The sequence below is a fragment of the Thermus caldilimi genome, assembly GCF_004684245.1.
Classification (GTDB): Bacteria; Deinococcota; Deinococci; order Deinococcales; family Thermaceae; genus Thermus; species Thermus caldilimi.
In genome coordinates this window covers 692,489-718,855 of record NZ_CP038452.1, presented here as the reverse complement: position 1 = coordinate 718,855, position 26,367 = coordinate 692,489, and the positions used below count along the sequence as shown (strand labels likewise).

Annotated in this window: 26 protein-coding genes, 1 tRNA gene, 1 pseudogene and 1 riboswitch; of the genes and pseudogenes, 15 read left to right on the top strand and 13 right to left on the bottom strand. The window is 65.6% G+C overall.

Features of this window, described 5'->3' with window-relative positions:
- Position 1: 1 nt before the first annotated feature.
- Positions 2-859 (bottom strand): sulfurtransferase, encoded by an 858-nt coding sequence (locus tag EBI04_RS03530; protein ID WP_135256067.1) that lies wholly within the window; start codon positions 857-859, stop codon positions 2-4.
- A gap of 258 nt (positions 860-1,117) precedes the next feature.
- On the opposite strand from EBI04_RS03530, the gene EBI04_RS03525 reads away from it, so the two are divergent.
- Positions 1,118-1,798, top strand: coding sequence for a zinc metallopeptidase (locus EBI04_RS03525; RefSeq protein ID WP_135256066.1), 681 nt, complete (start codon positions 1,118-1,120; stop codon positions 1,796-1,798).
- Positions 1,799-2,047 carry a TFIIB-type zinc ribbon-containing protein gene (locus EBI04_RS03520; RefSeq protein ID WP_038042318.1) on the top strand — a complete coding sequence of 83 codons (249 nt, stop codon included), beginning with the start codon at positions 1,799-1,801 and terminating at the stop codon, positions 2,045-2,047. It begins immediately after the preceding gene.
- 57 nt (positions 2,048-2,104) lie between these two features.
- On the opposite strand, the gene EBI04_RS03515 is transcribed toward EBI04_RS03520, so the two are convergent.
- The 8 genes from EBI04_RS03515 to EBI04_RS03480 form a co-directional block, all read right to left on the bottom strand.
- Complete coding sequence (locus EBI04_RS03515; protein WP_135256065.1) at positions 2,105-2,755, bottom strand: peroxiredoxin; 651 nt, start codon at positions 2,753-2,755, stop codon at positions 2,105-2,107.
- Positions 2,756-2,830: 75 nt separating this feature from the next.
- On the bottom strand, positions 2,831-3,157 hold the full coding sequence (locus tag EBI04_RS03510) for a nucleoside triphosphate pyrophosphohydrolase family protein (protein WP_135256064.1): 327 nt from the start codon (positions 3,155-3,157) through the stop codon (positions 2,831-2,833).
- Positions 3,144-6,176, bottom strand: a complete 3,033-nt coding sequence (locus EBI04_RS03505; protein WP_135256063.1) for an SMC hinge domain-related protein — start codon at positions 6,174-6,176, stop codon at positions 3,144-3,146. The genes EBI04_RS03510 and EBI04_RS03505 overlap by 14 nt, the downstream gene beginning before the upstream one ends.
- Entirely contained in the window at positions 6,173-6,670 is a 498-nt protein-coding gene (locus tag EBI04_RS03500) for a GerMN domain-containing protein (protein ID WP_135256062.1), read from the bottom strand. Before EBI04_RS03500 ends, EBI04_RS03505 begins: the two co-directional genes overlap by 4 nt.
- A 2-nt stretch (positions 6,671-6,672) precedes the next feature.
- Complete coding sequence (locus tag EBI04_RS03495; RefSeq protein WP_135256061.1) at positions 6,673-7,818, bottom strand: N-acetylmuramoyl-L-alanine amidase family protein; 1,146 nt, start codon at positions 7,816-7,818, stop codon at positions 6,673-6,675.
- Positions 7,815-8,249, bottom strand: coding sequence for an SsrA-binding protein SmpB (smpB, locus tag EBI04_RS03490; RefSeq protein ID WP_015717255.1), 435 nt, complete (start codon positions 8,247-8,249; stop codon positions 7,815-7,817). The genes EBI04_RS03495 and smpB overlap by 4 nt, the downstream gene beginning before the upstream one ends.
- A gap of 1 nt (position 8,250) precedes the next feature.
- Entirely contained in the window at positions 8,251-8,961 is a 711-nt protein-coding gene (locus EBI04_RS03485; RefSeq protein WP_135256060.1) for a carbon-nitrogen hydrolase family protein, read from the bottom strand.
- A gap of 1 nt (position 8,962) precedes the next feature.
- Complete coding sequence (locus EBI04_RS03480; RefSeq protein ID WP_135256059.1) at positions 8,963-9,568, bottom strand: biotin transporter BioY; 606 nt, start codon at positions 9,566-9,568, stop codon at positions 8,963-8,965.
- Between the two features lie 186 nt (positions 9,569-9,754).
- On the opposite strand from EBI04_RS03480, the gene gap reads away from it, so the two are divergent.
- The 8 genes and pseudogenes from gap (at position 9,755) to mnmE (ending at position 18,483) form a co-directional block, all read left to right on the top strand.
- Positions 9,755-10,750: a type I glyceraldehyde-3-phosphate dehydrogenase gene (gap, locus tag EBI04_RS03475; RefSeq protein ID WP_135256058.1), complete on the top strand. Its 996-nt coding sequence runs from the start codon at positions 9,755-9,757 to the stop codon at positions 10,748-10,750.
- Positions 10,751-11,920: a phosphoglycerate kinase gene (locus EBI04_RS03470; RefSeq protein WP_135256057.1), complete on the top strand. Its 1,170-nt coding sequence runs from the start codon at positions 10,751-10,753 to the stop codon at positions 11,918-11,920.
- A 55-nt stretch (positions 11,921-11,975) separates the two neighbouring features.
- A complete protein-coding gene (tpiA, locus tag EBI04_RS03465) occupies positions 11,976-12,728 on the top strand; it encodes a triose-phosphate isomerase (RefSeq protein WP_135256056.1) in 753 nt (250 codons plus the stop codon).
- A 31-nt stretch (positions 12,729-12,759) separates the two neighbouring features.
- Positions 12,760-13,878 carry a pyridoxal phosphate-dependent aminotransferase gene (locus EBI04_RS03460; protein WP_135256055.1) on the top strand — a complete coding sequence of 373 codons (1,119 nt, stop codon included), beginning with the start codon at positions 12,760-12,762 and terminating at the stop codon, positions 13,876-13,878.
- Positions 13,875-14,915: a pyruvate dehydrogenase (acetyl-transferring) E1 component subunit alpha gene (pdhA, locus tag EBI04_RS03455; protein WP_135256054.1), complete on the top strand. Its 1,041-nt coding sequence runs from the start codon at positions 13,875-13,877 to the stop codon at positions 14,913-14,915. The genes EBI04_RS03460 and pdhA overlap by 4 nt, the downstream gene beginning before the upstream one ends.
- Positions 14,909-15,904 (top strand): alpha-ketoacid dehydrogenase subunit beta, encoded by a 996-nt coding sequence (locus tag EBI04_RS03450; RefSeq protein ID WP_135256053.1) that lies wholly within the window; start codon positions 14,909-14,911, stop codon positions 15,902-15,904. Before pdhA ends, EBI04_RS03450 begins: the two co-directional genes overlap by 7 nt.
- 3 nt (positions 15,905-15,907) lie before the next feature.
- Positions 15,908-17,182 carry a glutamate-1-semialdehyde 2,1-aminomutase gene (hemL, locus tag EBI04_RS03445; protein WP_135256052.1) on the top strand — a complete coding sequence of 425 codons (1,275 nt, stop codon included), beginning with the start codon at positions 15,908-15,910 and terminating at the stop codon, positions 17,180-17,182.
- A 3-nt stretch (positions 17,183-17,185) separates the two neighbouring features.
- Positions 17,186-18,483, top strand: a pseudogene (mnmE, locus tag EBI04_RS03440) (tRNA uridine-5-carboxymethylaminomethyl(34) synthesis GTPase MnmE).
- Positions 18,484-18,492: 9 nt separating this feature from the next.
- On the opposite strand, the gene metX reads toward mnmE, so the two are convergent.
- Together metX and EBI04_RS03430 are read right to left on the bottom strand one after the other, a co-directional pair.
- The gene (gene metX, locus EBI04_RS03435; protein ID WP_135256051.1) at positions 18,493-19,635 is read right to left on the bottom strand and encodes a homoserine O-acetyltransferase MetX; all 1,143 of its coding nucleotides are present in this window, start codon (positions 19,633-19,635) and stop codon (positions 18,493-18,495) included.
- Positions 19,632-20,897 carry an O-acetylhomoserine aminocarboxypropyltransferase/cysteine synthase family protein gene (locus tag EBI04_RS03430; protein ID WP_135256050.1) on the bottom strand — a complete coding sequence of 422 codons (1,266 nt, stop codon included), beginning with the start codon at positions 20,895-20,897 and terminating at the stop codon, positions 19,632-19,634. Before EBI04_RS03430 ends, metX begins: the two co-directional genes overlap by 4 nt.
- 121 nt (positions 20,898-21,018) lie before the next feature.
- Positions 21,019-21,155: riboswitch (SAM riboswitch) on the bottom strand.
- 116 nt (positions 21,156-21,271) lie between these two features.
- Between EBI04_RS03430 and EBI04_RS03425 the strand changes: the two genes are divergently transcribed.
- From EBI04_RS03425 to coaD, 4 genes are all read left to right on the top strand, one after another.
- Positions 21,272-21,348 (top strand) — tRNA-Pro (locus EBI04_RS03425).
- A 40-nt stretch (positions 21,349-21,388) separates the two neighbouring features.
- The gene (locus EBI04_RS03420; protein ID WP_135256049.1) at positions 21,389-22,879 is read left to right on the top strand and encodes a PhoU domain-containing protein; all 1,491 of its coding nucleotides are present in this window, start codon (positions 21,389-21,391) and stop codon (positions 22,877-22,879) included.
- A 10-nt stretch (positions 22,880-22,889) separates the two neighbouring features.
- Entirely contained in the window at positions 22,890-23,405 is a 516-nt protein-coding gene (locus EBI04_RS03415) for an RsmD family RNA methyltransferase (protein WP_135256048.1), read from the top strand.
- Positions 23,406-23,885 carry a pantetheine-phosphate adenylyltransferase gene (gene coaD, locus EBI04_RS03410; RefSeq protein WP_135256047.1) on the top strand — a complete coding sequence of 160 codons (480 nt, stop codon included), beginning with the start codon at positions 23,406-23,408 and terminating at the stop codon, positions 23,883-23,885.
- Here the strand turns inward: coaD and EBI04_RS13430 are convergent.
- Entirely contained in the window at positions 23,882-24,181 is a 300-nt protein-coding gene (locus tag EBI04_RS13430) for an EamA family transporter (protein ID WP_240695366.1), read from the bottom strand. The genes coaD and EBI04_RS13430 overlap by 4 nt on opposite strands.
- A gap of 17 nt (positions 24,182-24,198) precedes the next feature.
- Positions 24,199-24,645, bottom strand: coding sequence for an EamA family transporter (locus EBI04_RS13425; protein ID WP_240695365.1), 447 nt, complete (start codon positions 24,643-24,645; stop codon positions 24,199-24,201).
- Between the two features lie 117 nt (positions 24,646-24,762).
- On the opposite strand from EBI04_RS13425, the gene EBI04_RS03400 reads away from it, so the two are divergent.
- The gene (locus tag EBI04_RS03400; RefSeq protein ID WP_135256046.1) at positions 24,763-26,355 is read left to right on the top strand and encodes an aldehyde dehydrogenase family protein; all 1,593 of its coding nucleotides are present in this window, start codon (positions 24,763-24,765) and stop codon (positions 26,353-26,355) included.
- Positions 26,356-26,367 lie beyond the last annotated feature (12 nt).

Genomic DNA, 26,367 nt, shown 5'->3' with positions numbered 1-26,367 from the left:
GCTATTCCTCCCCTTTGGCTACCGGAACCCCCACCAGGTTGCCCCACTCCGTCCAGGAGCCGTCGTAGTTTTTCACGTGGGGGTGGCCGAGGAGGTACTTGAGGACAAACCAGGAGTGGCTGGAGCGCTCGGCGATGCGGCAATAGACCACCACATCCTTGTCAGGGGTTACCCCTAAGGGCTCGTAGAGGGCCCTCAGCTCCTCGGCGCTTTTAAAGGTGCCATCGGGGTTCACCGCCTTGGCCCAGGGGATGTTCTTGGCCCCTGGGATATGGCCGGCCCGTAGGGCTCCTTCCTGAGGGTAGTTGGGCATGTGGGTGAGCTCCCCCCGGTACTCCTCGGGGCTCCGCACGTCCACCAGAGCCCCCTTGCCCTCTTTCACCTTGAGGATGTGCTTGAGGACCTCGTCCCGGTAAGCGCGGATGGACTCGTCCCGGTAGGGTACCCGGTAGCTCCCCTTGGGGTAAGTGGGCACCTCGGTGGAAAGGGGACGGCCTTCCTCCACCCACTTCTGCCGCCCTCCGTTCATGAGGCGCACATCCTGGTGGCCGTTATATTTGAAGAACCAGAAGGCATAGGCGGCCCACCAGTTGTTCTTGTCCCCGTAAAGGACCACGGTGGTGTCGTTGGAGATCCCAAGCCTTTCCATGAGGTTGGCGAACCCCTCCTCGTCCACAAAGTCCCGCACCACCGGATCCCAGAAATCCCGTTGCCAGTCCACCTTCTGTGCCCCGGGAATATGGCCGGTCTCGTAGAGCAGGATGTCCTCGTCCACCTCGAGGATCCTCACCCTAGGATCCCCCAGGTGCTCCTGGACCCAGTCCGTGCTCACCAGAACCTCGGGATGCGCGTAGCCCATACCTCACCTCCCGCCCACAAGATACCCTTGAGCGAGGAACAGTAAAGGGGGTCCGTGCACATTCCCGTCCCGATCCTTGCCAGAAAGGGCGGAGTCTGGTATAAAGGGAACCGCGGGGAGTAGCCGCCCCTTATGGGGCCAGCCGGTCGTCAGTACGGGAGAAATCCCCGGTCGGCTGGGGCGCTTAAGGGCGCATGGCGAGACCACCTGTATGGGTGGCCTCGGTTTTTGCTACTCTCCGGAAGGAGGTGGACGGGAATGGACATGCTGGCGCTCTTGCTCATGGGGTTGGTCTTCGTGGCCAGCCTGGCGATTCAAGGCGGTCTCCAGGCCACCTTTGCCCGGTTCAGCCGGGTGGCCAACAGCCGGGGGCTTACGGGGGCCCAGGTGGCCCGGGCCATCCTGGATGCCCATGGCCTCACCCACGTCCGGGTGGAGCCGGTGCCCGGGGCCCTCACAGACCACTACGACCCCCACGCCAAGGCGGTGCGGCTTTCCGAGCCTAACTACGCCTCGCCCAGCCTGGCGGCCCTGGCGGTGTCCGCCCACGAGGTGGGGCATGCGGTCCAGGATGCCCATGGCTACACCTGGCTTCGGGTGCGGGCTAGCCTGTGGCCGGCGGCCAGCCTGGGCACCAACCTAGGTCCAATCCTGGTGGTGGGCGGGTTGATGCTGGGGGCCATCGGCTTGGCCAAGCTCGGGCTTTACCTCTACCTGGCGGTGGCCCTATTCCAGCTGGTGACCCTCCCCGTGGAGTTCGATGCCTCCAGGCGGGCCCTGGAGTTCCTGCGGCGCATGGGCTTCCTTTCCCAGCAGGAGATGGCCCCTGCCCGGCAGGTGCTCACCTGGGCAGCCCTCACCTACGTGGCCGCCTTGGCCAGCTCCTTGGCCACTATCCTTTACTATGCCAGCCTTCTCATGGGCCGGAGGGAGGAGTAGATGCCCCTCCTCCTTTGTCCCAACTGCCAGGTGGGCATGAAGGAGGTGGAAAGGCGCGGGGTCCTCATCGACGTCTGCCCCCAGTGCGGGGGGGTGTGGCTGGATAAGGGGGAGCTGGAAAAACTCCTGGCAGAGGCCAAGGAGGTGGAGCGAGCCTACGAGGAGGAGCGGGAGGCCTACTACCGCAAGGAGGGGAAGCCCTACCGAAAGAAAAAGGGCTTCCTGGAGATCTTTGACCTCTTCGATTAGGCTTTAAGGAAAGCCCCCCGGGGTGGGGTCCCCGGGGGATTTTCCTACACCGCCTTCTTACTCCGCCTTCTTAAGGCGTAGATACCAGCGCTTGTACTCCGTGTACTCGGCCTTCCTGGCCTCGTCGGCCTTGACCTCGTCCAGGGTGGCTGGGGGCTTCACGATGGCGGGCTCACCCGGCTGCCAGTCGGCGGGGGTGTTCAAGCCGGTGCGGTCGGTGAACTGGAGGGCCCGGATGAAGCGCAGGATCTCGTCGATGTTGCGGCCAGTGGTGAGGGGATAGTAGAGCATGCCCCGGAGGATGCCGTTGGGGTCGATGATGAACACCGCCCGCACCGCAGCGGTTTCGCTGGCTGCGGGGTGGATCATGCCGTAGAGCCTGGACACCTTCATGTCCAGGTCGGCGATGACCGGGAAGTTGATGGAGATCCCGGACACCTCCTCGAGGTCCTTAAGCCAGGCTAGGTGGGAGTAGATGGAGTCAATGGAAAGGCCCACCAGCTGGACTCCCAGTTCTTCAAACTCCTTTTGACGCCGGGCGAAGGCCAGGAACTCCGTGGAGCAGACCGGGGTGAAGTCGGCGGGGTGGCTGAAGAGCACCACCCATTTGCCCTTGAGGTCGGATAGCCGAAGCTCTCCAGCCGTGGTCTTGGCCACGAAGTCCGGGGCGGGTTCGTTCAAACGGGGTAGGGTAACGGTTTCTTCCATCTTTTACCTCCTCGGCTGATATGCCAGCCAAAGGCCATCATACCCTAATGAGGTATTAGATGCAAGTGATTTTCGTTAGCGATTATCTCCTGAGCCTCCCAGCTTCCCCCGTTCCAGGCGGGAGCGGAGCTTGGTCAGGTTGCCTTGAGCCACCTCCTCCAGGCTCACCCCCAGGTCGGTGGCCAGCTGGGCTATATACCAAAGCACATCCCCGAGCTCAGCCACCAGATCCTCCCGGGCAGCTTGGCTGAGGTTTCCTCCATGGTCCCGGAGGATTTTTTTTACCTTGTTGGCCAGTTCCCCGGCTTCCCCCGTCAGGCCCAGGGTGGGGTAAAGAAGCCGGTAGGCTTCGGGGTAAAGGGCGGTTTTCTTGGCCTCCTGCTGGTACTCATTTAGGGTCATGGCTAGCCTCCTTGCGGATAGAGAACACCCGGCTCACGCCCCCTTGGGCGGTGACCCCATAGAGGGCGTGGCAGGCTTCCATGGTGCGCTTCTGATGGGTGACCAGGATGAACTGCTTGCCGGAGTTGAGGAAGCGGGTGAAGCGGACGAGGTTGGCCTCGTCAAGGGCGGCGTCCACCTCGTCCAGCACGGCCAAGGGCAAACCGCCCTGGAGTTCGCCCAAGGAAAAGAGGAAGGCGAGGGCCCCCAGAGTCTTTTCCCCCAGGGAGAGGAGGCGGAGGTCCTGGGTGCGCTTTCCCGCCGGGATCACCACCAGCTTCAGCCCTTGGCCTTCCCGCTTCACCTCGGCCCGGGCCCCGAGGAGGGCTAGGGCGTATTTTTGAAAGGCATTTTGGAAAACCTGGTAGCTTTCCTTCAGCCTCTCCCCGTAGGCTTGTTCCACAGCCTTGGCCTCGGCCTCGAGGCGAAGGAGGGCTTCCGTGGCCTCCAGCACCTCTTTGACCTGGGCCTCGAGGCGGGTTTCCAACTCCATTAGCTCTCTTTCTGCCAGGGCGTTTACGGGTCCCAAGGCTACCCGTTCCCGCTCCACCTGGGCTAGCTTGGCCTGGAGGGTCCTGGGGGTGCCGGGCAGGCGGTCTAGCGGGAGGAAGGAGGCCCTCTCCCGGCCCAGTTCTTCCAGGAGGGCTTCCCTGCGGGCCAGGAGCAGGCGGAGGTTTTCCCGCTCGCTCAAGAGGGCGTTAGCCCGGGTGAGGGCCCGGGTTTGCTGGTCCTCGAGGTTTGTCCTTTCCGCCCGCACGGCCTTAAGGCGCTCCTCTAGCTCCTGGGCCTTGGCCAGAAGGGGCTGGGTGGCGGCGAGCTTGGCCTTCAGTTCCTCCATCCTGGTTTGGATGCGGCGCACTTCCTCCTGGGATGCCGCCCAAGCCTCCCGGGCCTGGGAGAGCAGGCGCCAGCGCTCGTGGGCCTCCGCTTGGGCCAGGATTCCTTCCAGCTCCTCTTTTTCCTTTCCTAAAGCCAGAAGCCGGGCCTCCTCCCAGGTTTCCTGAGGGGGTGCGGGGGGTTGGGGAGGCAGGGGTAGGGGGGAGCGAAGCCTAGCTTGCAGGGCCCCCACCTGGGCCCGGGCCTCCTCGAGGCGGCGAGGGGGAGGAAAGGAGGCCAAGGCTTCCTCCAAGGCTTTGATCTCCCTGGCGAGCTGCTCCTGCTCGGTTTCCAGATCCTCCAGGCGCCGCCTTAAGAGGAGGGTTTCCCCACTTCCCTTTAGCCGCCCACCGGAAAGGGCCCCCAGGCGCTCCAGCACCTCCCCTTCCAGGGTGACCGCCCTTTCCCGGCCTCCCGCTTTCCGGTAAGCCAGGGCCGCATCCAAGTCGGCGAAGACCAGGGTATCCCCCAGGAGGGCCAGGAGGATTTGCTCCTCGGGCAAGCCCAGGTGCCGGAGCCGGGCCAGGCGGAAGGCAGGTCCCAGGAGGCCGGGCGCGGGAGGGGGAGAGGGGGGAGGTGGCGGGGATAGAAGGGTTAGGGGCAGGAAGGTGGCCCGGCCCCCTTCCCGTTTCAGGAGGGCGATGGCGTTCTTGGCGGCCTCCTCGTCCTGGGTGAGGACCCATTGGAGCCGGGGGCCCAGGGCCACCTCCAAGGCCAGCTCCAGCCCCGCTTCGGGTCGCACCAGGTCCGCCACCACCCCCAGTACTCCAGGAAGCCTCCGCACCTTTCGCGGGCCCTCGAGCAGGTCGCTGCCGGCCTCCAGAAGCCGCCTGAGCCGCTCGGCCTCCCTGAGGGCTCCCTGGGCCTGGGCGCGCAGGTCGGCGAGGCGGGTTTCCAACCCCTTCCGTTCGGCCATTTTCCCCTCGAGGTCCCGGAGTTCCTCAAGCCTCCCAGCAAGCTCCTCCTCCAAGCGGGTACGTTCCGCCAGGGCTTCCTGGTAAGCCTTCAGGCGTTCCTCGTAGCGGGCGGTTTCCGCCAGGTACCGGCGGAAGGCTTCCTCGTGACGCTTTTTGGCGGCCAGCAGGCGGGTTTCTTCCGCTTTCAGATGCCTCAGCTGGGTGCGGAGCTCCTCGAGGGGCCGGGGGGGAGGGGGTACTGGGGGGCCGGGGTCTTCGGGTGGGGGACGGTCCAGGGCCCTTTGCAGGCGGGCGAGTTCCTTAAGCTCCCGCTCAATGCCCTCCCGCTCCTTCAGGCGCAGGCGCACCGCTTCCAGCTTTTGGCGCAGGGATTCCTCTTCGCGGGCCAGGGCCAGGCGCCTTTTCTCCAGGGCTTGGCGCTCCTTCTCTAGGGTTTCCTCCTCCCTGGTCAGGGCCCTAAGCCGCTCCTCGGCCTTCGCTATTTCGGCTTGGGCTTCCTCCATGCGGGCTTCCAGGAGGCTTGCCCTAAGGGCAAGGGCCTCGAGGTCCAGGGCCTGGGCGCGCCTGGCCCGGTGGGCTTCCCCTCTAAGCCGTTCTGCCTGGGCCTTAAGCTCCTGGAGTTCTCGCTGGCGCTCTTCCAGAAGGCGGCTTGCTTCTTGCAACTCCTTCTCCGCCACCCGGGCGGCTTCCGCCACCGGCCTCAGCCCGGCGGCCTCCTCGAGGTGGGCCAGCAGAACTTCCTCCGGGGCTTCCAGGAGGGCGGCCACCTCCCCCTGACCCACGATGGCGTATCCCCCTCGGCCCAGGCCCGTGCCCGCAAGGTGGAGGGCCAGGGCCTTGGCGCTTAAGGGGCGGCCGTTTACCCGAAAGAGGGAGCGGTCCCCTTCGATGCGCCGTTCCACGGTGAGCCTTTCCCTTCCCCGGGAAAGCTCCAAGCGGACCTCCGCCATGGCCTGGGGTGGGCGGCCCTCGCCACCATGGAAGAGAAAGGTGCTCAGTTCCTGCCCGCGTAGCTCATGGGCGCGGGCCCCGGTCACGAAGCGCAAGGCTTCCACCAGGTTGCTCTTGCCGGAGCCATTGGGCCCGATGATCCCGGTGATGGGGTCCGGGAAGTCTAAGGCGATGCGCTCCGCAAAGGACTTGAACCCCTGGAGGACGAGGCGGTCGATGCGCCAGGTATCCCTCATGGCAGGCGGAAAGGCTGGCTTAGATCCAGATGGGCTAGGCCCGGCTTGGGTTCACCCTCCACCAGGAAGCGCACCTCCTGGGCCTGGGGGAAGGTGGAAAGGAGGGTATAGGCCAGACTGTAGAGGCGCAGGGCTTCCTGGCTGGCATCCAGACCCAGGGCAAAGTCGGCGGGAAGATCCACCACGAAAAGCTTGCCCAGCCGGTAAAGGGCCCGGGGCTTGGGGGCCCCCAGGGCCTCAGCCCAGGCGGCCAGGACCTTGTTTTCCGGGGTATCCCCTGGGGCCAGCTCGAGGGTGCGGGTTTCCTTCAGGAGGCCCTGGGGCGGGTTGGGTAGGTAGAGGATCATGGGCAGGTTGCTTGCGGCCGAGGTTTCCTCCGAGGGCAAGGGCAGGGCGGATGAAGCCCGCCATCCTTGGCTTTGCCAGTAGACCAGAGCTCCCAAGGTAAAGAAGGCGAGACCAAGGAGGTTCCAGAAGGTCAAGAGTCGGCGCATGGCTACTCCAGATAGGTGCGGATGGCCTGGGCAATGGCCTCCGCCACCTGATTGCGGGCCTCAGGGGTCTTCAACCGTTCCACTCCCACCTCCAGGACCACGGCCGCCCCGGGGATGTCGGTGAGGGCGTAAGGACCCTCTGCCCGGGCCAGCACAATGCCCAGGGCGGAAAAAGCCTTTTCCAGAGCCTCGGCCAGGCGCCGTGGGTCGCCGGCGTAGACCTTCAGCAAGGCGGCCTGCTCTGCTGGGGCCGAGGCCAGGAGGGCCTCGGCGTTTTGGGCTAAGGGGGTGGAGCGGGCCTTGGGCAGGTAGAGGTTCACCGCACTCCCCTGGGTGACATGGAGGGAAACCACCACCGAGGCTGACTGGGCCAGGCTCAAGCGGGCCTCGAGGGGCACGGTTTCATCCCCTTGCCGGGAGAGCCGGGCACCCGGCAGGCGGGCGGCCACCCGCCTGGCTAGGTCCAGGGTAAGGTCCTTCTCCAGAAGCCCTCCTGCCGAGATGCCCGGGTCCTTCCCCCCGTGGCCGGGGTCCAGGAGGACCGTGGGCCTGGGTCTGGCTGGGGGGCTCCACTCCAGGATCACCTGGCCTCCTCCGGGGTAGTAGAGCCTAGTGGGCGGGGTATCCAGGCGGAGGCGAAGTCCCCGGGCTTCCTGGCTCAGGCCCGCTCCTTCCCCTTGGGCCAGGAGGAAGAGGACGCTATTGCCCTCCAACAGGGCGTTCACCTCCCGGGAGAAGCGAAGGAGGATCCGGCCCGGCCTCTGTTCCACCCCCAAAAGCCGGGCCCAGGGCAGCTGGAGGAGGATGCCCTCCTGGGCCCGGTATTCCAGGCCCAAGGCCTCGCTTAACGGCCGCAAGGGGACGAAGACCTCCTGTCCCCGTTTCCAGGCAGCCCCCCGGGCGGCGGCCTGGGCCTCGTTTTCCACCAGGGGGAAAACCTTGTAGCGGCTTCCCAGGCCCAGGGCCGCCTGGCCTTCCCCTTGCCACAGGGCAAGCCCCAGGCCCCGGGCTATCAGGCGCGCCTCCCCATAGGCCACGCCCCGCCCCCCTGGGTAAAGGGCCTGGCCCACCTCACCCCCCACCAGGAGGGGTTTTGGAGCCTGGGCCAGGGCGGGAAGGAGAACCAGGGCTAGAGCAAAAAACCTCATAGCTCCTCCAGGGCGCGGCGCACGGCCCGCTTCTTGTCGTCTTCTTTTCTTTGATAGGCCTTTTTGCCCCGGGCTAGGCCCAGGAGCACCTTGGCGTAACCCCTTTCGTTAAAGTAAATCTTAAGGGGTACCAGGGTGAGGCCCTTCTGTTCCACCCTGCCCCTTAGCCGGTTGAGCTCGTGGCGATGAAGGAGAAGCTTGCGCTTTCTCCTGGGGTCCACGTTGGTATAGGATCCCTTTTCATAGGGAGCGATGTAAAGGTTTTCCAGGTAAAGCTCGCCGTTTTCAAACTTGGCAAAGCTTCCCGTGAAATCCACCTTACCGGCGCGCAGGGACTTGACCTCGGTTCCCTTCAGGACGATCCCCGCCTCGTAGGTTTCCAGGATCTCGTAGTCGTGCCGTGCCCGGCGGTTCTCCAGCACGGAGGCCATCTTACCAGAGCCGGTATGCCTCCATCCGGCGGTGGCGGAGGATGGGGTAGCGGGCGCGGTACTCTTCCAGGAAACCCAGGTCCAGGTCCACCACGAGGAGGCCTTCCTCCCCCCTCGAGGCCAAAAGGCGCCCATCGGGGGCTACCGCCAGGGAAGGGCTTCCCGTGTCCGCCCGGTTGGCGAGAAGAAGGTAGGCCTGGTTCTCCGCGGCCCTCGCCCGGGCCAGGACCGCAAGAAGCTCCAGGTACTCCCCGGGCCAGGCCGAACCCACCAGGAAAACCTCGGCGCCCATCAAGGCATAGCTGCGAAAAAGTTCGGGGAAATCCAGGTCATAGCAGAGGGCAAGCCCGAACCTTCGTCCCTGGAACTCCCACATCACGGGGCCTTCCCCAGGCTCAACGCCCTCGTCCCCTTCTTCTCCCAGGGCCAGGAAGGGATGCACCTTGTCGTAAAAGGGGCCCTGGGGGAAGACGCTAAGCCGGTTCCTGGGGCCTTGGGCCAGGTAGCCCGCCACCACCGTCATGCGGCTTTCCTCCGCCAGGGCCTCGAGGACTTGGGGAAGGTCTTCTTCCCCTTGCCTCCCCAGGACCAGCTCGGGGAGGAGGAGGGCCAAGGCCTCCTCCTCCCGGGCCTGGTGCACCAGGGGGACGAGGATCTTTAAAAGCCTGGGTAAGCTTTCCTGCCTTCCAAGATGCGCCAGGGCCAGCCGCACGCTAGCGCCTTCCCAGGACCTTCCAGGCAGAGGGCAGGACCAAGGCCGCCACCACCGCCTTCACCAGGTCCCCGGGGATGAAGGGGAAAAGTCCCATGGCCAGAAGGGCGCCGGTGCCCGCAAACTTTCCTGCCCCCATGAGCCAGGCGGTAAGCCAGGGAAGCCCCACCAGGTAGAGCAGGACATTGCCCGCCAGCATGGCCAAAAGGGTTCCTAGGAAGCTCCGGTCCAGGCCGAACCGCTCCACCAGTAGCCCCACCAAGCCTGCGGCCAGGGGGAAGGCCAGGAGGAAGCCCCCGGTGGGGCCGAGGATCTTGCCTAAGCCCCCTGTACCCCCGGCAAAGACGGGTAGGCCTATGGCTCCTTCCGCCAGGTAGGCCAAGAGGGACAGGAACCCAAGGCGGCTTCCCAAAGCTGCTCCCACCAGGAGGATCGCCAGGGTCTGGCCGGTGATGGGCACGGGGGTGAACGGTAAAGGAATGCTGATCCGGGCAGCCAGGGCCACCAGAAGGCTACCCGCCAGGATCAGGGCCAGGTCCCGGGCCAGGGTGCGGTGGGGCCAGAGGGTTTTAACCAGGGGTGGATAGGGGAGAACCTCGGTTTTCATCGTCCGTACCTCCCGGACCACGCAGGGTGGTCGTCAACAAAAATATGCTTTTCTGGTTGACGGGTCAAGGGGGAGGGTTTGCTTAAGGCAAGTTCCGTCAATCACTTATGAGAAAGCCGATATACTGAAGCCATAGCTCTTGACCCCTAGGGCAAGGGGGCGAGGAGCCACGTGGGGAGGTAAGCTATGAAGGTAGGCATCAACGGATTCGGCAGAATCGGCCGTCAGGTGTTTCGCATCCTCCACGGGCGAGGGGTGGAGGTAGCCCTCATCAACGACCTTACCGACAACCGGACCCTGGCCCACCTGCTCAAGTACGATTCCATCTACCACCGCTTCCCCGGCGAGGTGGGATACGATGACGAGAACATTTACGTGGACGGCAAGGCCATCCGGGCCACCGCCATCAAGGATCCCAAGGAGCTGCCCTGGGGAAGCCTGGGTGTGGATGTGGTCATCGAGTCCACGGGGGTGTTCACCGATGCCGACAGGGCCAAGGCCCACCTCGAGGCGGGAGCCAAGAAGGTCATCATCACTGCCCCGGCCAAAGGGGAGGACATCACCATCGTCATGGGGGTGAACCACGAGCAGTACGACCCGGCCAGGCACCACATCCTCTCCAACGCCTCCTGCACCACCAACTCCCTGGCCCCGGTGATGAAGGTTTTGGAGGAGGCCTTTGGCGTGGAAAAGGCCCTCATGACCACCGTCCACTCCTACACCAACGACCAGCGGGTCCTGGACCTGCCCCATAAGGATCTGCGCCGGGCGCGGGCGGCAGCCATCAACATCATCCCCACCACCACCGGGGCCGCCAAGGCCACGGCCCTGGTGCTTCCTTCCCTGAAGGGTCGTTTCGACGGAAGCGCTTTGAGGGTGCCCACGGCCACGGGGAGCATCTCCGACATCACCGCCCTTCTCAAGCGGGAGGTGACCGCGGAAAAGGTGAATACCGCCCTCAAGGCGGCGGCCGAGGGGCCCTTGAAGGGCATCCTGGCCTACACCGAGGACGAGATCGTCCTTCAGGATATCGTGATGGATCCCCACTCCTCCATCGTGGACGGCAAGCTCACCAAGGCCCTGGGCAACTTGGTGAAGGTCTTTGCCTGGTACGACAACGAGTGGGGCTACTCCAACCGGGTGGCGGATCTGGTGGAGCTGGTGCTGAAGAAGGGGGTTTAGATGCGCACCCTTAAGGACCTGGACCCCCGGGGGAAGCGCATCCTGGTGCGGGTGGACTACAACGTCCCCATCCAGGAGGGCGTGGTGCAGGACGATACCCGCATCCAAGAAAGCCTTCCCACCCTGCGCCACCTCCTCGAGGCCGGGGCTTCCCTGGTCCTCCTCTCCCACCTGGGCCGGCCCAAGGGGGTGGACCCCAAGTACTCCTTGGCCCCGGTGGCGGAGGCCTTGGGCCGCTACCTTTCCGGTGTCCGCTTCGTGCCCCATAGCCCCGGTTCCGACCAGGCGCACCAGGCGGTGCAGGCCCTGGCCCCGGGGGAGGTGGCCCTCCTGGAGAACGTGCGTTTTGAGCCAGGGGAGGAGAAGAACGACCCTGACCTTGCTGCCCGTTACGCCCGGCTGGGGGAGGCCTTTGTCCTGGATGCCTTTGGCAGTGCCCACCGGGCCCATGCCAGCGTGGTGGGGGTGGCGAGGCTTCTCCCCTCCTTCGCCGGGCTCCTCATGGAAAAGGAGGTGAAGGCCCTTTCCCGCCTCCTTCGCGATCCGGAAAAGCCCTATGCGGTGGTCCTCGGGGGGGCCAAGGTTTCCGATAAGATCGGGGTCATAGAAAACCTCCTTCCCCGCATAGACCGTCTTCTCATCGGCGGGGCCATGGCCTTCACCTTCCTCAAGGCCTTAGGGGGCGAGGTGGGGAAAAGCCTGGTGGAGGAGGACCGGCTGGATCTGGCCAAGGACCTGCTTGGGCGGGCGGAATCCTTGGGGGTGAGGGTGTACCTGCCCGTGGATGTGGTGGCGGCCGAGCGGATTGAGGCTGGGGTGGAAACCCACACCTTCCCTGCGGACGCCATTCCCGTGCCCTATATGGGCTTGGACATCGGGCCCAGGACTCAGAAGGCCTTTGCCGAAGCCTTGAAGGGGGCCAGAACGGTCTTCTGGAACGGGCCCATGGGGGTCTTCGAGGTACCGCCCTTCGACGAGGGTACCCTGGCGGTGGGCCGGGCGGTGGCCGCCTTGCAGGGAGCCTTCACCGTGGTGGGAGGGGGTGACTCCGTGGCGGCGGTGAACCGCCTAGGGCTTAAGGACCGGTTTAGCCACGTGTCCACCGGGGGTGGGGCGAGCCTCGAGTACCTGGAGAAGGGCACCCTCCCGGGGATTGAGGTCCTGGAGTAGGAACGCCTGTTCCAACCCCGCCCCCTGGGGCGGGGTTTTCCTGTAGGATGGCGGCATGCGCAGGGTTTTGGTGGCGGGAAACTGGAAGATGCACAAGGTGCCCTCGGAGGCCCGGGTCTGGCTTGCCGAGCTCAAGAGGCTTCTGCCTCCTTTAGATTCCGAGGTGGCGGTGCTGCCCGCTTTTCCCATGCTTCCCGTGGCCAAGGAGGTGCTTTCCGGTACCCAGGTGGCCTACGGGGCCCAGGATGTCTCCCCCCACCGGGAGGGAGCCTATACGGGGGAGGTTTCCGCCCGGATGCTTTCCGATCTGGGGTGCCGCTACACCCTCGTGGGCCACTCGGAGAGGCGGCGCTACCACCACGAGACGGATGCCCTGGTGGCGGAAAAGGCGAAAAGGCTCTTGGAGGAAGGGATTACCCCCATCCTGTGCGTGGGGGAACCCTTGGAGGTGAGGGAAAGGGGAGAGGCGGTGCCCTATACCCTGGCCCAGCTCAGGGGAAGCCTCGAGGGCCTGAACCCCCCAGGTCCCGAGGCCTTGGTGATCGCCTATGAGCCGGTCTGGGCCATCGGCACCGGGCATAACGCCACCCCTGAGGACGCTGAGGCCATGCACCAGGCCATCCGGCAGGCCCTGGCCGAGCTTTACGGCGAGGAGTTCGCCAGGAGGGTGCGGATCCTTTATGGGGGGAGCGTGAACCCCAAGAACTTCGCCGATCTTCTTTCCAGGCCCAACGTGGACGGGGGACTGGTGGGCGGGGCCAGCCTGGAGCTGGAAAGCTTTTTAAGCCTCCTCAGGATTGCCGGTTGAGCCGAGGGAGGCTTTGGGCTACCCTTTACCTATGCGCCTGCATCCCCGCACCCAGGCGGCCCGGGAGAGCATCTTTCCCAAGATGAGCCAGCTGGCCGCCAGGCTCCAGGCGGTGAACCTGGGCCAGGGTTTTCCCTCCAATCCACCGCCCGCTTTCCTCCTCGAGGCGGTCCGCAAAGCCTTGGGGCGCTACGACCAGTACGCTCCCCCGGCGGGGCTTCCCCTGCTCAGGGAGGCCTTAGCGGAGGAGTTCGGGGTGGAGCCCGAGAACGTGGTGGTCACCTCCGGGGCCACGGAGGCCATCCATGTTCTCCTGCAAAGCCTGGTGGGTCCCGGGGACGAGGTGGTGGTCCTGGAGCCCTTCTTCGACGTGTACCTGCCCGATGCCTTCCTGGCTGGGGCCGAGGCCAGGCTGGTGCGGCTTGAACTGGGGGAAAAGGGCTTCCGTCTGGACCTCTTGGCCTTGGAAAAAGCCATCACCCCCCGCACCCGCCTGCTTCTGGTCAACGCCCCCATGAACCCCACGGGCTTGGTTTTCCGCGAGGAGGAGCTAAGGGCCCTGGCAACCTTGGCCCAAAGGTACGACCTCTTCCTGGTTTCCGACGAGGTGTACGACGAGCTTTACTTTGGGCAAAGGCCAAGGCGCCTGAGGGAGTTCGCTCCCGAGCGCACCTTTACCGTGGGCAGTGCGGGGAAACGCCTCGAGGCCACGGGTTACCGGGTGGGCTGGATCGTGGGGCCCAAGGAGTTCATGCCCACCCTGGCGGGGATGCGTCAGTGGACCAGCTTTTCCGCTCCAAGCCCCCTGCAGGCGGGGGTGGCGGAGGCCTTGAGGCTGGCCCGGAAGGAGGGGTTTTACGAGGCCCTGCGGGAAGGCTACCGGGAGAGGCGGGACCTGCTCCTTTCTGGGCTCAGGTCCATGGGCCTTAAGGCTTACGAGCCCGAGGGCACCTACTTCCTCATGGCCGAGCTTCCCGGCTTGGATGCCTTCCAGCTGGTGGAAGCAGCCAGGGTGGCCTTGATTCCCGCCAGCGCCTTCTACCGGGAGGACCCTCCCCTTGGGCTTTTCCGCTTTGCCTTCTGCAAGAGCAAGGAGGAGATCTCCCTGGCCCTGGACCGCCTGGCCGCCGTGGTAAACTCCCCTGCGTGAAACCCAAGGTGGTCCAGTACCTGGATAGAGGAGAGCTTCCCCTTAAGGAGGGGGAAGCCCTTGCCCTCTACCGGGCCATGCGCCGGGCCCGGTTTTTCGACGAGAAGGCCTTGACCCTCCAGCGCCAGGGGCGGCTTGGGGTCTATGCCCCCTTTATGGGCCAGGAGGCGGCCCAGGTGGGGGTGGCCCTGGCCTTGGGGGAGGGGGACTGGGTGGTGCCCAGCTACCGGGAGTCCGCCCTGCTCCTGGCCCGGGGGCTTCCCATCCATGTTCTGATCCTTTACTGGCGGGCCCACCCCGGGGGCTGGCGCTTTCCCGAGGAGGTACGGGCGGTGAATCCCTACATCCCCATCGCCACCCAGATTCCCCAGGCGGTGGGTCTGGCCCTGGCGGGCCGGTACCGGGGAGCGGACTGGGTGGTGGCCACCTCCATCGGGGATGGCGGGACCAGCGAAGGGGATTTCCATGAGGGGCTTAATTTTGCCGCGGTCTTCAACGCTCCGGTCCTCTTCCTGGTGCAGAACAACGGTTACGCCATCAGCGTGCCCCGAAGCCGGCAGATGCGGGTGGACTTCGTCGCCAGGAGGGCGGAGGGATATGGGATTCCCGGGGTGGTGGTGGACGGCAACGACGCCGTGGCCGTTTACCTGGAGGCCAGGAAGGCGGTGGAACGGGTGCGGAAGGGGGAGGGGCCCACCCTCCTCGAGGCCCTCACCTACCGCCTGGCTCCCCACACCACCTCCGATGACCCCTCCCGCTACCGCACCCGGGAGGAGGAGGAAGCCTGGCGCTCCAAGGATCCCATCCTGCGCCTCGGCAAGGCCCTGGAGGCGGCGGGGCTTTGGGGTGGGGATGCGGAGGAGGCCCTTTTGAGGGAGCTGGAGGAGGAGTTTGCCCGGGAGCTGGCCTTGGCCGACCAGGCTCCCGAGCCCAGCCCTGAGATGATCGTGGAGCATGTGTACAAGGAAATGGGCCCTGACCAGAAACGGGCCTGGGAGGCCTTGAGGCAAGGGAAGCACGTGGAGGAGCTATGGTAGCGGAAAAGGCCAGGGTGCTGAACCTGGTCCAGGCCATCAACGAGGCCCTGGACCTGGCCTTGGCTCGGGACGAAAGGGTTTTGGTCTTCGGGGAGGACGTGGGGCGGCTTGGGGGGGTATTCCGGGTCACGGAGGGCCTCCAGGCCAAATACGGCGAGGGCCGGGTGTTCGATACCCCCTTGGCGGAAAGCGGCATCCTGGGCCTGGCCATTGGCCTCGCCATGGGGGGGATGCGCCCGGTGGCGGAGATCCAGTTTGCGGGTTTTCTCTACCCCGCCCTGGACCAGATCCTCTCCCACCTGGGCCGCTGGCGCCACCGCTCCCGGGGTCGGGTGGGCCTCCCCGTGGTGGTGCGGGCCCCCTATGGGGGTGGGGTGCACACCCCTGAGCAGCACGCGGACTCCCCCGAGGCCCTTCTGGCCCATGCCCCTGGGGTAAAGGTGGTGATTCCCTCGAGCCCTGAAAGGGCCAAAGGCCTCCTTCTCGCCGCCATAGAGGACGAGGACCCGGTCTTCTTCCTGGAGGCCATCAAGCTCTACCGGGGTGCCCGGGCCGAGGTGCCGGAGGGCTACTACACCCTCCCCTTGGGCAGGGCCCGGGTGGTGCGGGAAGGAGGTGCGGCCACCCTCATCGGTTACGGGGGCATGGTGGAGGTGATGCTGGAGGCGGCGGAGGTGGCGGCTCGGGAAGGCGTGGAGGTCATGGTGGTGGACCTGGAAACCCTGGTCCCTTTGGACGAGGATACGCTTCTGGAAGCCGTTCGGGAAACCGGCCGGGCGGTGGTGGTCTACGAGGCCATGCGCACCGGAGGGTTTGGGGCCGAGATCGCCGCCCGCATCGCTGAGGGAGCCATCGATTACCTCCAGGCTCCCGTGGTGCGGGTGGCGGGATACGATGCCCCCTACCCCCCTTTCAGCGCCATCGAACACCACTACCGCCCGAGCGCCAGGAGGGTTCTCGCCGCCCTGAGGCGGGTGCTAACCTACTAGGGTATGGAGCGGCCTACTTCTGAGAGGCTCTTCGCCGAGGCGCAACGGCACATCCCGGGGGGAGTCAGCAGTCCGGTGCGGGCCTTCAAGGCGGTGGGGGGTATCCCTCCCTTCCTGGTGCGGGGGGAGGGAGCCTACGTGTGGGACGTCGATGGGAACCGGTACGTGGACTACGTGCTGAGCTGGGGGCCCTTGATCCTGGGCCACGCCCACCCGGAGGTGGTCAGGAGGGTTAAGGAGGTGGCGGAGCAGGGTCTGACCTTCGGGGCTCCCCATCCCCTCGAGGCCGAGCTGGCCCAGGCGGTGAAACGGGCCTACCCGGAGGTGGAGCTGGTACGTTTCGTGAACTCGGGGACCGAGGCCACCATGAGCGCCCTGCGCCTGGCCCGGGGGTATACGGGGAGGAAGTATATCGTCAAGTTCCGGGGCAACTACCACGGGCATGCGGATGGGCTTTTGGTGGAGGCGGGAAGCGGAGCCCTCACCCTGGGGGTGCCCTCTAGCGCCGGGGTCCCGGAAGAGTACGCGCAGCTCACCCTGGTCCTGGAGTACAACGACCCCGAGGCCCTGCGCGCCCTCCTCCGGGCGCGGGGGGAGGAGATCGCCGCCATCATCTTCGAGCCGGTGGTGGGGAACGCTGGGGTCCTCGTGCCCACCGAGGAGTTCCTGAAGGCCCTGCACGAGGCCAAGGACTACGGCGTTCTCCTCGTTGCCGACGAGGTGATGACGGGCTTCCGCCTGGCCTATGGTGGGGCCACGGAGCGGCTTGGCCTCAAGCCCGACCTGGTCACCCTGGGCAAAATCCTGGGGGGCGGCCTTCCCGCCGCCGCCTACGGGGGGAGGCGGGAGATCATGGAAAAGGTGGCCCCCTTAGGCCCCGTGTACCAGGCGGGCACGCTTTCGGGGAACCCTTTGGCCATGGCCGCGGGCCTGGCCACCCTGGAGATTCTGGAGAAAAACCCCGGGTACTACGCCCGCCTCGAGGAGGTGGGGGCGAAGCTGGAAGCAGGGCTCAAGGATATCCTCTCCCGCAAGGGCATCCCCCACGCGGTGAACCGGGTGGGCTCCATGTTCACCGTCTTCTTTACCGAGGGGCCGGTGCGCACCTTTACCGAGGCTAAGCGCACGGACACGGAGCTTTTCCGGCGCTTCTTCCACGGCCTCTTGGACCGGGGGGTGTACTGGCCGCCCTCCAACTTCGAGGCGGCCTTCCTCTCCATCGCCCACGGGGAGGCGGAGGTGGCCCTGACCCTCGAGGCCTTGGAAAAAGCCCTCTGACGCATGAACCTGAAAGACCCCATCTGCGCCATCGCCACCCCCCGGGCAAAGGGGCCATCGGGGTGGTGCGGCTTTCCGGGGAGGGGGCCTTGGAGGTGGCCAGCCGGGTGTGGCGGGGGAAGGACCCCAGGAAGCTCAAAGGAGGGCGCTTTACCCTGGGGGAGGTGGTGGACCCGGATACGGGGGAGGTGCTGGACCAGGCCCTCCTCCTCGTCTTCCGCGCCCCGCGTTCCTACACCGGGGAGGATGTCTGCGAGTTCCAGACCCACGGCTCCCCGGCGGTGCTGCGGAGGGTCCTGGAGGCCCTGATGAAGGCGGGAGCCCGTCTGGCCGGTCCTGGGGAGTTCACCTTCCGGGCCTACATGAACGGGAAGCTGGACCTGGCCCAGGCCGAAGCGGTTTTGGCCCTGGTGGAAGCGGAAGGGGACCTTGCCCGCCGCCAGGCCTTAAGGAGCCTCGAGGGGAGCTTTTCCCGCAAAATCGCCGCCTTGGAGGATAGGCTTCTTTCCCTGCTCGCCCACATCCAGGCTCTTCTGGACTATCCCGAGGAGGGGGTGGAACCCTTGGAGGCCAGGCGGGTGATTGGGGAAGTCCTTGGGGAGGTGGAGGCCCTCCTTGCCCAGGCAAGGTCCTCCCGCCTGGCGCAACGGGGGGCCCGTCTGGCCTTGATCGGAGCTCCTAACGCGGGCAAGAGCTCGCTTCTAAACGCACTTTTAGGGTACGAGCGGGCCTTGGTTTCCCCTATCCCCGGCACCACCCGGGACTACCTGGAAGCGCCTTTGGAGCTCTTCGGCATCCCCCTGGTGGCGGTGGACACCGCGGGGGTTCGGGATACCTTGGACCCCCTGGAGCGGGCAGGGGTGGAAAGGGCTCTGAGAATCGCTGAGGAAGCTGATCTTGTGCTCTACGTGGCTGACCGCTCGGCTCCCAGGCCTCCCTTTCCTCCCTTACCCCCAAGGACCTTGAAGGTGGCCACCAAGGCGGACCTCCCCCTCCTTTGGGAGGATGCGGAGTTCATCCCGGTGTCCAGCGTGACGGGGGAGGGATTGGGCCAGCTTAAGGAGGCCATCCGGGAGGTGCTTTTGGGTAGGGGGGGAGGGGAGTACCTCTTGAGCGAGCGGCAGATCGAGGCCCTTTATATGGCCAAGGAGAGGCTTTCAGAGGCGCAAAACCTCCCGGAGGATCTCATGGGATTGGCCCTGGAGGAGGCCCTCAAAGCCCTGGCTTCCTTGAGGGGCAGGAAGGAGGTTTCCGAGGAGGTGGTGGCCCGGGTTTTCCAGAATTTCTGCGTGGGGAAGTAGCCGGGCCCTTCAGGGCAGGAAGGAATCCAGGATGGCCTCCACCTGGTCGGTTTCAATCAGGAAGGCGTCGTGGCCGTGGGGGCTACGGATCTCCCGGTACCTTCCTCCGCTTAAGCGGGCCACCTGCCGCACCTCCTCGGCGGGGTAGAGGAGGTCGGTGTCGATGCCCACGAAGAGGGAGGGCAGGTTTTTTAGCCGTTTCAGGGCTTCCTCCATTCCACCCCTTCCCCGGCCTACATCGTGGGTATCCATGGCCCGGGAGAGAACCAGGTAGCTTTCCGCATGGAAGCGCTTAAGGAACTTCTCCCCCTGGTAGTCCAGGTAGGTTTCCCCCTTTTCCGGCTCCTGGCCCCAGCGGGCTTCGAAGCCCCTGGGGGCGCGGTAGCTCATCATGGCGATGCCCCGGGCCAGGGCCATCCCCTTGGGGGCAGGATGACCTGCGCGATACTCGGGGTCTTGCAGGATGGCCTGGCGGCTTAAATGGTTGAAGGCCCGGGCCCAGGGTCCATGCCGTGCGGGGGCGGCCAGCACCACCAGTTTCTTCACCCTTTCCGGGTACATGAGGGCAAACTCCAGGGCCACCATTCCCCCCAGGCTTCCCCCGATCACGATGGCCTTCTCCACCCCTAGGTGGTCCAAAAGCCTGGCCTGGGCCCGGGCCAGGTCCCGGATGGTAAGGGGAGGGAACTCCTTGCCGTAGGGCTTCCCCGTGCGGGGGTCTAGGGAGAGAGGTCCGGTGGAGCCGTAGCAACTTCCCAGGTGGTTGGCGGAGATCACGTAGTAGAGGGTGGGGTCCAGGATCCGCCCAGGGCCCACCAGGGAATCCCACCACCCCTGGGGGCCGAAGGCCTTCTCCAGGGGGGAGAGGCTCTGGAAGGTGGCCTTGTCGTAGGTGCCTGCCAGGTGGGCGCTTCCCGTGAGGGCGTGGAAGACCAAGACCGCGTTGTCCCTGAGCCGGGAAAGCCGGCCGTAGGTTTCAAACCGCAGGCGCACCTCGGGCAGGAAGCCTCCCAGCTCGGTGTAAAACCCTTCCTGTCTAGGGAAGAGCACGGCGATGCGGGGCCTGGGAGGAGGGATGGAAAGGGGGGAGCGGGGAGGCTTGAGGATGAGGGCCTCGTGCTCCCCCCAGGTTTCCAGGGCGATCTCGCTCATGCCAGGGCCTCCTTAAGCTCCGCTTTCAAGTCCTCCACGTGCTCGAGGCCCACGCTCAAGCGCACCATCTCCGGCAAAACCCCCGCCAAGGCCTGCTCTTCCGGGGAGAGCTGGGAGTGGGTGGTGGAGGCGGGGTGGATGGCCAGGGTTCTGGTGTCCCCCACGTTGGCCAGGTGGGAGATGAGCTTAAGGCGGGAGATGAAGCGCTTGGCGGCCTCGTAACCCCCCTTCAGGCCAAAGGTGAGGACAGCTCCCGGTTTCCCCCGGAAGTACTTCTGGGCGCGGGTGTGGTGGGGATGGTGGGGGAGGCCCGGGTAGTTCACCCAGGCCACCTGGGGTTGCTCCGCAAGCCAGTGGGCCAGATGGAGGGTGTTTTCCACGTGGCGCTCGGCCCGTAGGGAAAGGGTTTCCATCCCAAGAAGCACCACCCAGGCCTCAAAGGGTCCCAGGGCCTGCCCCTGATCCCGAAGCCCATCCACCCGGGCCTTCACGATGAAGGCCAAGTTCCCAAAGGCCTCCACCAGCCTGAGGCCGTGGTACCCGGGCTGGGGCTCGGTGAGGAGGGGGTAGCGGCTGTTGTCCCAGGGAAAGTTCCCCCCGTCCACGATGCCCCCGGCGATCACCGCCCCGTGCCCTCCCACCCACTTGGTGAGGGAATGGGTCACCACCGCCGCCCCCCATTCCAAGGGCCTAAGGAGGTAGCCTCCCATGCCAAAGGTGTTGTCCACGAAAAGGGCTACCCCCACTTCCCGAGCGGCTTGGGCCAAGGCCTCGAGGTCCGGGATGTTCAGGGCGGGGTTGCCGATGGACTCCACCCACCAGGCCCGGGTTTTCTCGTCGGTGAGGGCTAAGAACTCTTCGGGGCGCTCTTCTTTGGAGGTGAAGCGCACCTCTATCCCGAGCCGCTTCAGGGTCACCTTGAACTGGTTGAAGGTGCCCCCGTAGAGGTTTGGGGTGGAAACGATGCTGTCCCCTGCCTGGGCCAGGGTGGTGAGGGCCAGGAACTGAGCGGCGTGGCCTGAGGAGGTGGCCAGCGCAGCCTTGCCCCCCTCGAGGGCCGCCAGACGCCGTTCCAGCACCTCCACCGTGGGGTTCATAATGCGGCTATAGATGTTCCCGAACTCCTTCAAGGCGAAGAGGTTGGCGGCGTGCTCGGGACTCTGGAACAGGTAGCTGGTGGTGGGGTAGATGGGCACCTGGCGGCTTAAGGTTGTGGGTTCGGGCTCGTAGCCCGCGTGGAGCTGCAAGGTTTCAAAGCGCATCCTTGGCCTCCTTTCCAAGAACCCGCCTGAGGCGCTTGGGAAGGGGCCAAAAAGAGGCCCCTTCCAGCAAGAGGCACCGTTCTCTCGCCTGGAAGGGGTTGGGCGTGGCGCTTACCCCCCTCTCTTATCGTCCCCGGGCGTTTCCCCCACCCGGGCCGGCCTTGGCACCAGCCCCACCCGCATCCGGCCATGAAACGGAAGGGATGGGAGGTTGCCGCGGTTTCACAGGGCCGTACCCTCCACCGCTCTGGATAAGAGAACGGGCTGGTTTTCGCCGCGCCCCGGCGCGGTTAAGGGTCAGTGTAGGGGCTTGGGGCTTGGCCGTCAACACCCTTTGACCTTTTGGCCCTCCTCCCCTATACTGAACTCCGCTACGGGGAGTAGCGCAGCCCGGTAGCGCACCTCGTTCGGGACGAGGGGGTCGCTGGTTCAAATCCAGTCTCCCCGACCAGAAAGCCGGCCCTTGGGCCGGCTTTTCGTATACTCCTCCCGTGGCCTTTCTGGCGGGCCTTGCCCTTTTGCTTTTGGGTTTGTACCTGATCGGGGAGGGGCTTTCCTCGGTCAAGGGAAAGAGATACCTGCTGGCCCGGGCCTTTTCCAGGCCGGGGAGCCTTCTATTTTCCGGTCTTCTCCTGGGGCTTCTTTCGGGTAGCGGCACTGGCCTTTCCCTCCTAGCTTTGGGGCTTTGGGAAGGGGGAATCTTCTCCCTGGGGCAGGCCGCCCTCCTTTCCCTGGCCGCCACCGCTGGGGCCAGCGGCTGGGTGGGGGTGGTAGCCCTGGCGCAAAGGGAGGTGGCCGAGGTCCTGCTGGCCTTGGGCCTCCCCCTTTTCCTTTTCCGGGGAAGCCGAAGTGGCGGGTTGGTCCTTTTGGGCTTGGGCCTTCTTTTCCTGGGCTTTTTGGAGATGGGGCAGGGGGCCAAGGCTTTTGCGCCCCTTTTGAGCCTGCTTAATCCGGGTCCATGGGCCCTGTACCTGGTGGGGATCGTCCTGGCTTTTTTCTTGGGAACCGCCAACGGGGTGGCGGCCTTGGCCCTGGCCCTTGGGCCCTTTTGGGGACAGGGGGGGAGCATGGCCTTGACCCTGGGGGCGGGAGTGGGGGTTTCGGGAGCCCTTTTTCTGGCGGCCTTGGGGGGCAGGCGGGAGGGATGGGCTTTAGGGGTGGTCCTTTTGGGGCATCGCTTTCTCTTTTCCCTGCCCTTTTTGCTTCTGCTTGGGCCGCTTGGGGGGCTGGGGGTGGTGGGGCTCCACCTTCTAAGCCACCTGGCCTACGCCATAGCCTTTCTTCCCCTCCAGGGGCGTTACTTGCGCCTTACCGAAGGTCTCTTTCCCCGCCGCACCGTAAGCCCCAAGTACCTTTCCCCCGAGGCTTTGGAAACCCCTAGCCTGGCCTACGCCCTGGTGCAGCGGGAGCTTGGCCGGGTAGCGGATGCCGTGCGGAACATGCTGGCGCGGGCGGTGCGGATCCTGGCCCAGGAGGAAGGGGGCGAGGCGGACCTCGAGGCGCTGGAGGACAAGGTGGACCGGCTTACCCGGGAGGTGGTCCTCTATACCGCCGAGCTTTCCACCCGCACCCGGGACGAGCGGGCGGTGCGGTTTTTCGTGGCGGCCAGTGAGCTTGAGCACCTCGGGGACCTGGTGCGCCGGGTGGTGCGCCAGGCGGCGAAGCTTTGGGCCCAGGGCCTCACCTTTAGCCCGGAAGGCAAAGAGGACCTTTTAGAGGCGGGAAGGTTGGTGCTAGGACGCTTGGAGCGCATGGCAGCCGCCTTGGCCACGGGGGACAAGGCCCTGGCGGAGGGGGTTTTGTCCGAGGAAGGGGAGGTGGCGGCCTTTCTGGATCGCCTGCGCCGGGCCCACCTGAGCCGTTTGGAGAGCGGTCGGGCGGAAAGCCGGGCCACCACCTTGGCCCACCTGGACCTCCTCATCACCCTGGAAGAGGTTTCCGGTGGGGTGGACAGGCTTTGCCGCCTGGTCCTGGAGCTTTAAGCTAGAAAGCGTGGTGAGGATCCTGGGCGGCAAGGCCAAGGGGGTGCCCTTGAAGGTGCCGGCTTCGGCTAGACCCTCCCCCGTGCGCTTGCGGAAGGCTCTTTTTGACTACCTGCGCCTGCGCTACCCCAAGCGGGGGCGGTTTTTGGACCTCTATGCGGGGAGCGGGGCGGTGGGCCTCGAGGCGGCCAGCGAGGGCTTTGAGGCCATCCTGGTGGAGAAGGACCAGGAAGCGGTGGCCCTTCTTAAGGAAAACCTCCGCCGCACGGGGCTCCGGGCCCGGATCGTTCCCCTTCCCGTAGAGGTCTTCCTGCCGGAGGCCAAGGCCCGGGGCGAACGCTACACGGTGGCCTTCATGGCCCCACCCTATCCCCTGGACCTGGTTCAGGCCTTCCAGGCTCTCCTGGAAAGCGGCCTGGTGGAGAAGGGAGGGCTTTACATCCTGCAACACCCTAAGGACCTGCACCTACCCTTCGGGGAGCGGCGGGTTTACGGGGAAAACGCCCTCACCCTGGTGGAGGCTTAGATGCACGTGGTCTATCCCGGAAGCTTTGATCCCTTGACCAATGGCCATCTGGACGTGATCCAGCGGGCAAGCCGCCTCTTTGACCGGGTTACGGTGGCGGTGCTGGAAAACCCCAACAAGCGGGGGCAGTACCTCTTTACCGCCGAGGAGCGCCTCAACATCGTGCGGGAGGCCACCGCCCACCTATCCAACGTGGAGGCCCGCACCTTTTCCGGTCTTCTGGTGGATTTCGTGAGGCAGGTGGGGGCCCAGGCCATCGTCAAGGGCCTGAGGGCGGTTTCCGACTACGAGTACGAGCTCCAGATGGCCCACCTGAACCGCCAGCTTTTGCCGGGCTTGGAAACCCTCTTCATCCTGGCCGCTACCCGGTATTCCTTTGTGTCCAGCACCATGGTCAAGGAGATCGCCCGCTACGGGGGAGATGTGTCCAAGCTGGTGCCCCCGGCCACCCTAAGGGCCCTCAAGGCCAGGTTCGGTTAGCCCCGTTGCGACCCGTAGACCCCCAGGGCGATGAGGAGGAGGCCGGGGAGGTCCCAGGGGCTCGGGGGTTCCCCCAGGGTCAGGGCTGCCAGGACCAGGGCCAGGGCTGGGGTGAGGTTCATGAAAGGGGCCACCTGGCTGGCGGGGTGGCGCTGCAGCACCGCTCCCCACAGGGTAAAGGCGAGGAAGGCTCCCCCTACGGCGGTGTACAAAAGGCTCAGCCAGGCCAGGGGGCTTGCGGAGGGGAAGGGTCGGGTCAGGGCTAAGGGCAGGAGAAGGAGGCTTCCTAGGAGCATGCTGGCCGCGCTCACCTCTAGGGGGTGCGCTTCCGCACGGCCAGGCTTACCCCCACGCTGTAAAGGCCCCACATCAGGGCAGCGGTTATCAGGAAGAGGTCCCCGAGGAGGCGGTGAGGGCCGCTCCCGTGGCCCGCGTGGACCAGGGCCAGCCAGACCACCCCGGTTCCCGAGAAGAGGAGGCCCCGGAGGAGGGGCCGGGTCAGGGGCCAACGGAAGTACAGGCTGTACGCCAAGGCGGTGGCGAGAGGGTAGACGGCGGCCACGGCCGCCGCATCGGAGGCTGGGGCCAGGCGGATGCCCTGGAAGAAGACCAGGTTGAAGAGGGCCACCCCGCTTAAGGCCAGGAAGAGGGTTTGGCCCAGGGGCTGGATCGGGGGTAGTCTCCGAAGCACCAGGAAGAAGAAAGGCAGGGCCAGGGCGAAGCGGAGAAAGGATCCCCACTCAGGGGGGATCTCCTGCATGGCGGTCCTCGAGGCCACCACGTTGCAGGCCCAGAGGAGGGGGGTAGGTAAACGAGAGGGTCCCGATGGGGCGGCATGCCTTGAGCCTAACAGGTAAAATCCTTGGCGGAGGTTACCATGAAGGCTTTCGCCAGCAAGTATGGCAACGTCCTAGAGTTCGGCCACCTCATCGGCGGAGAGGAGGTTTACGAGGGGGCGGTTCTAGAAAGGCGGAATCCCTCGGACCGTGAGGACCTGGTGGCCCGTTTCCCCGAGGGCACCAAGGAAACCCTGAGGAAGGCTGCCCAAAAGGCGCAGGAGGCCTTCAAAGAGTGGAGCCAGACCCCGGCGCCCGTGCGGGGGCAGGTGCTTTTCAACTTGGCCAAGATCCTTGAACGGGAGAAGCCCACCCTGACCCGGCTCATGGTCAGGGAGGTGGGGAAGACCTTCAAGGAGGCGGGCGGGGACGTCCAGGAGGCCATCGACACCGCCATTTTCTTCGCCTCAGAAGGGCGCAGACTCTACGGCCAAACCGTGCCCAGCGAGATGCGGAACAAGGAGCTCTTCACCTTCCGCAGGCCTTTAGGCGTGGTGGGGATGATCACCGCCGGGAACTTCCCCATCGCCGTCCCCAGCTGGAAGCTGATCCCGGCGGTGCTGGCCGGGAACACGGTGGTCTGGAAGCCCTCCGACGACTCCCCCACCCTTTCCTACATCTTCGTGAAGCTCTTTGAGGGGGCAGGCCTGCCTCCTGGGGTCATCAACGTGGTCTTTGGCGGGGGGAAGGACTCCACGGGCCAGTGGTTGGTGGAGCTCATGGACGAGGGCCTCCTCAACAAGTTCGCCTTCACCGGGAGCACCAAGGTGGGGCGCTGGATCGGGGAGGTGGCGGGACGGAACCTGATCCGGCCCACCCTGGAGCTCGGGGGAAAGAACCCCCTGGTGGTCATGCGGGACGCCGACTTGGACCTGGCGGTGGAGGGGGCCTGGTGGAGCGCCTTCGCCACCGGGGGACAGCGGTGCACCTCGGCGGGGAACATCCTGGTGGATGCCCCCATCTACGAGGAGTTCAAGAAACGCTTCCTGGAAAGGACCGAGGCCACGGTGGTGGGAAACCCTCTTCTCCACCCCGAGGTCACCTACGGCCCCTTTATCAACGAGCGCCTGTTCCAGCGCTGGCTGGAGCATTACACCTGGGGGCAGGAGGATGGGGCTACCTTACTTTTTGGCAAAGGGCGGATCACCCGGGAAAACCCCTACCCCCGCTTCCAGAGCGACCCCGAGGCTGGTCTTTACGGCTGGCCCACGGTCTGGGAGGCCAGGCCCGGCATGCGCCAGTTTACCGAGGAGATCTTCGGCCCCACCATCAACCTGGTTAAGGTGGACGGCATCGAGGAGGCCATAGAGGTGGCCAACGCCACGCCCTACGGCCTATCCAGCGCCATTTACACCAACCACCGTCACTGGGCCTACCTCTTCAAGGTGGGCATCCGGGCGGGGATGACCAGCATCAACAACACCACCGTGGGTGCCGAGGCCCACCTGCCCTTCGGCGGGGTAAAGGCCAGCGGCAACGGGGCTCGGGAATCCGGGATCTGGGTCATAGAGGAGTACACTTACTGGCATGCGGTGAACGAGGAGTACTCGGGCCGCCTCCAGCTGGCCCAGATGGATACGGGCTACGTGAGCCCCAAGGCCCCTACCCCCTGGGCCGAGGTCCTGGGTTTCTAGCGCGGACTCATT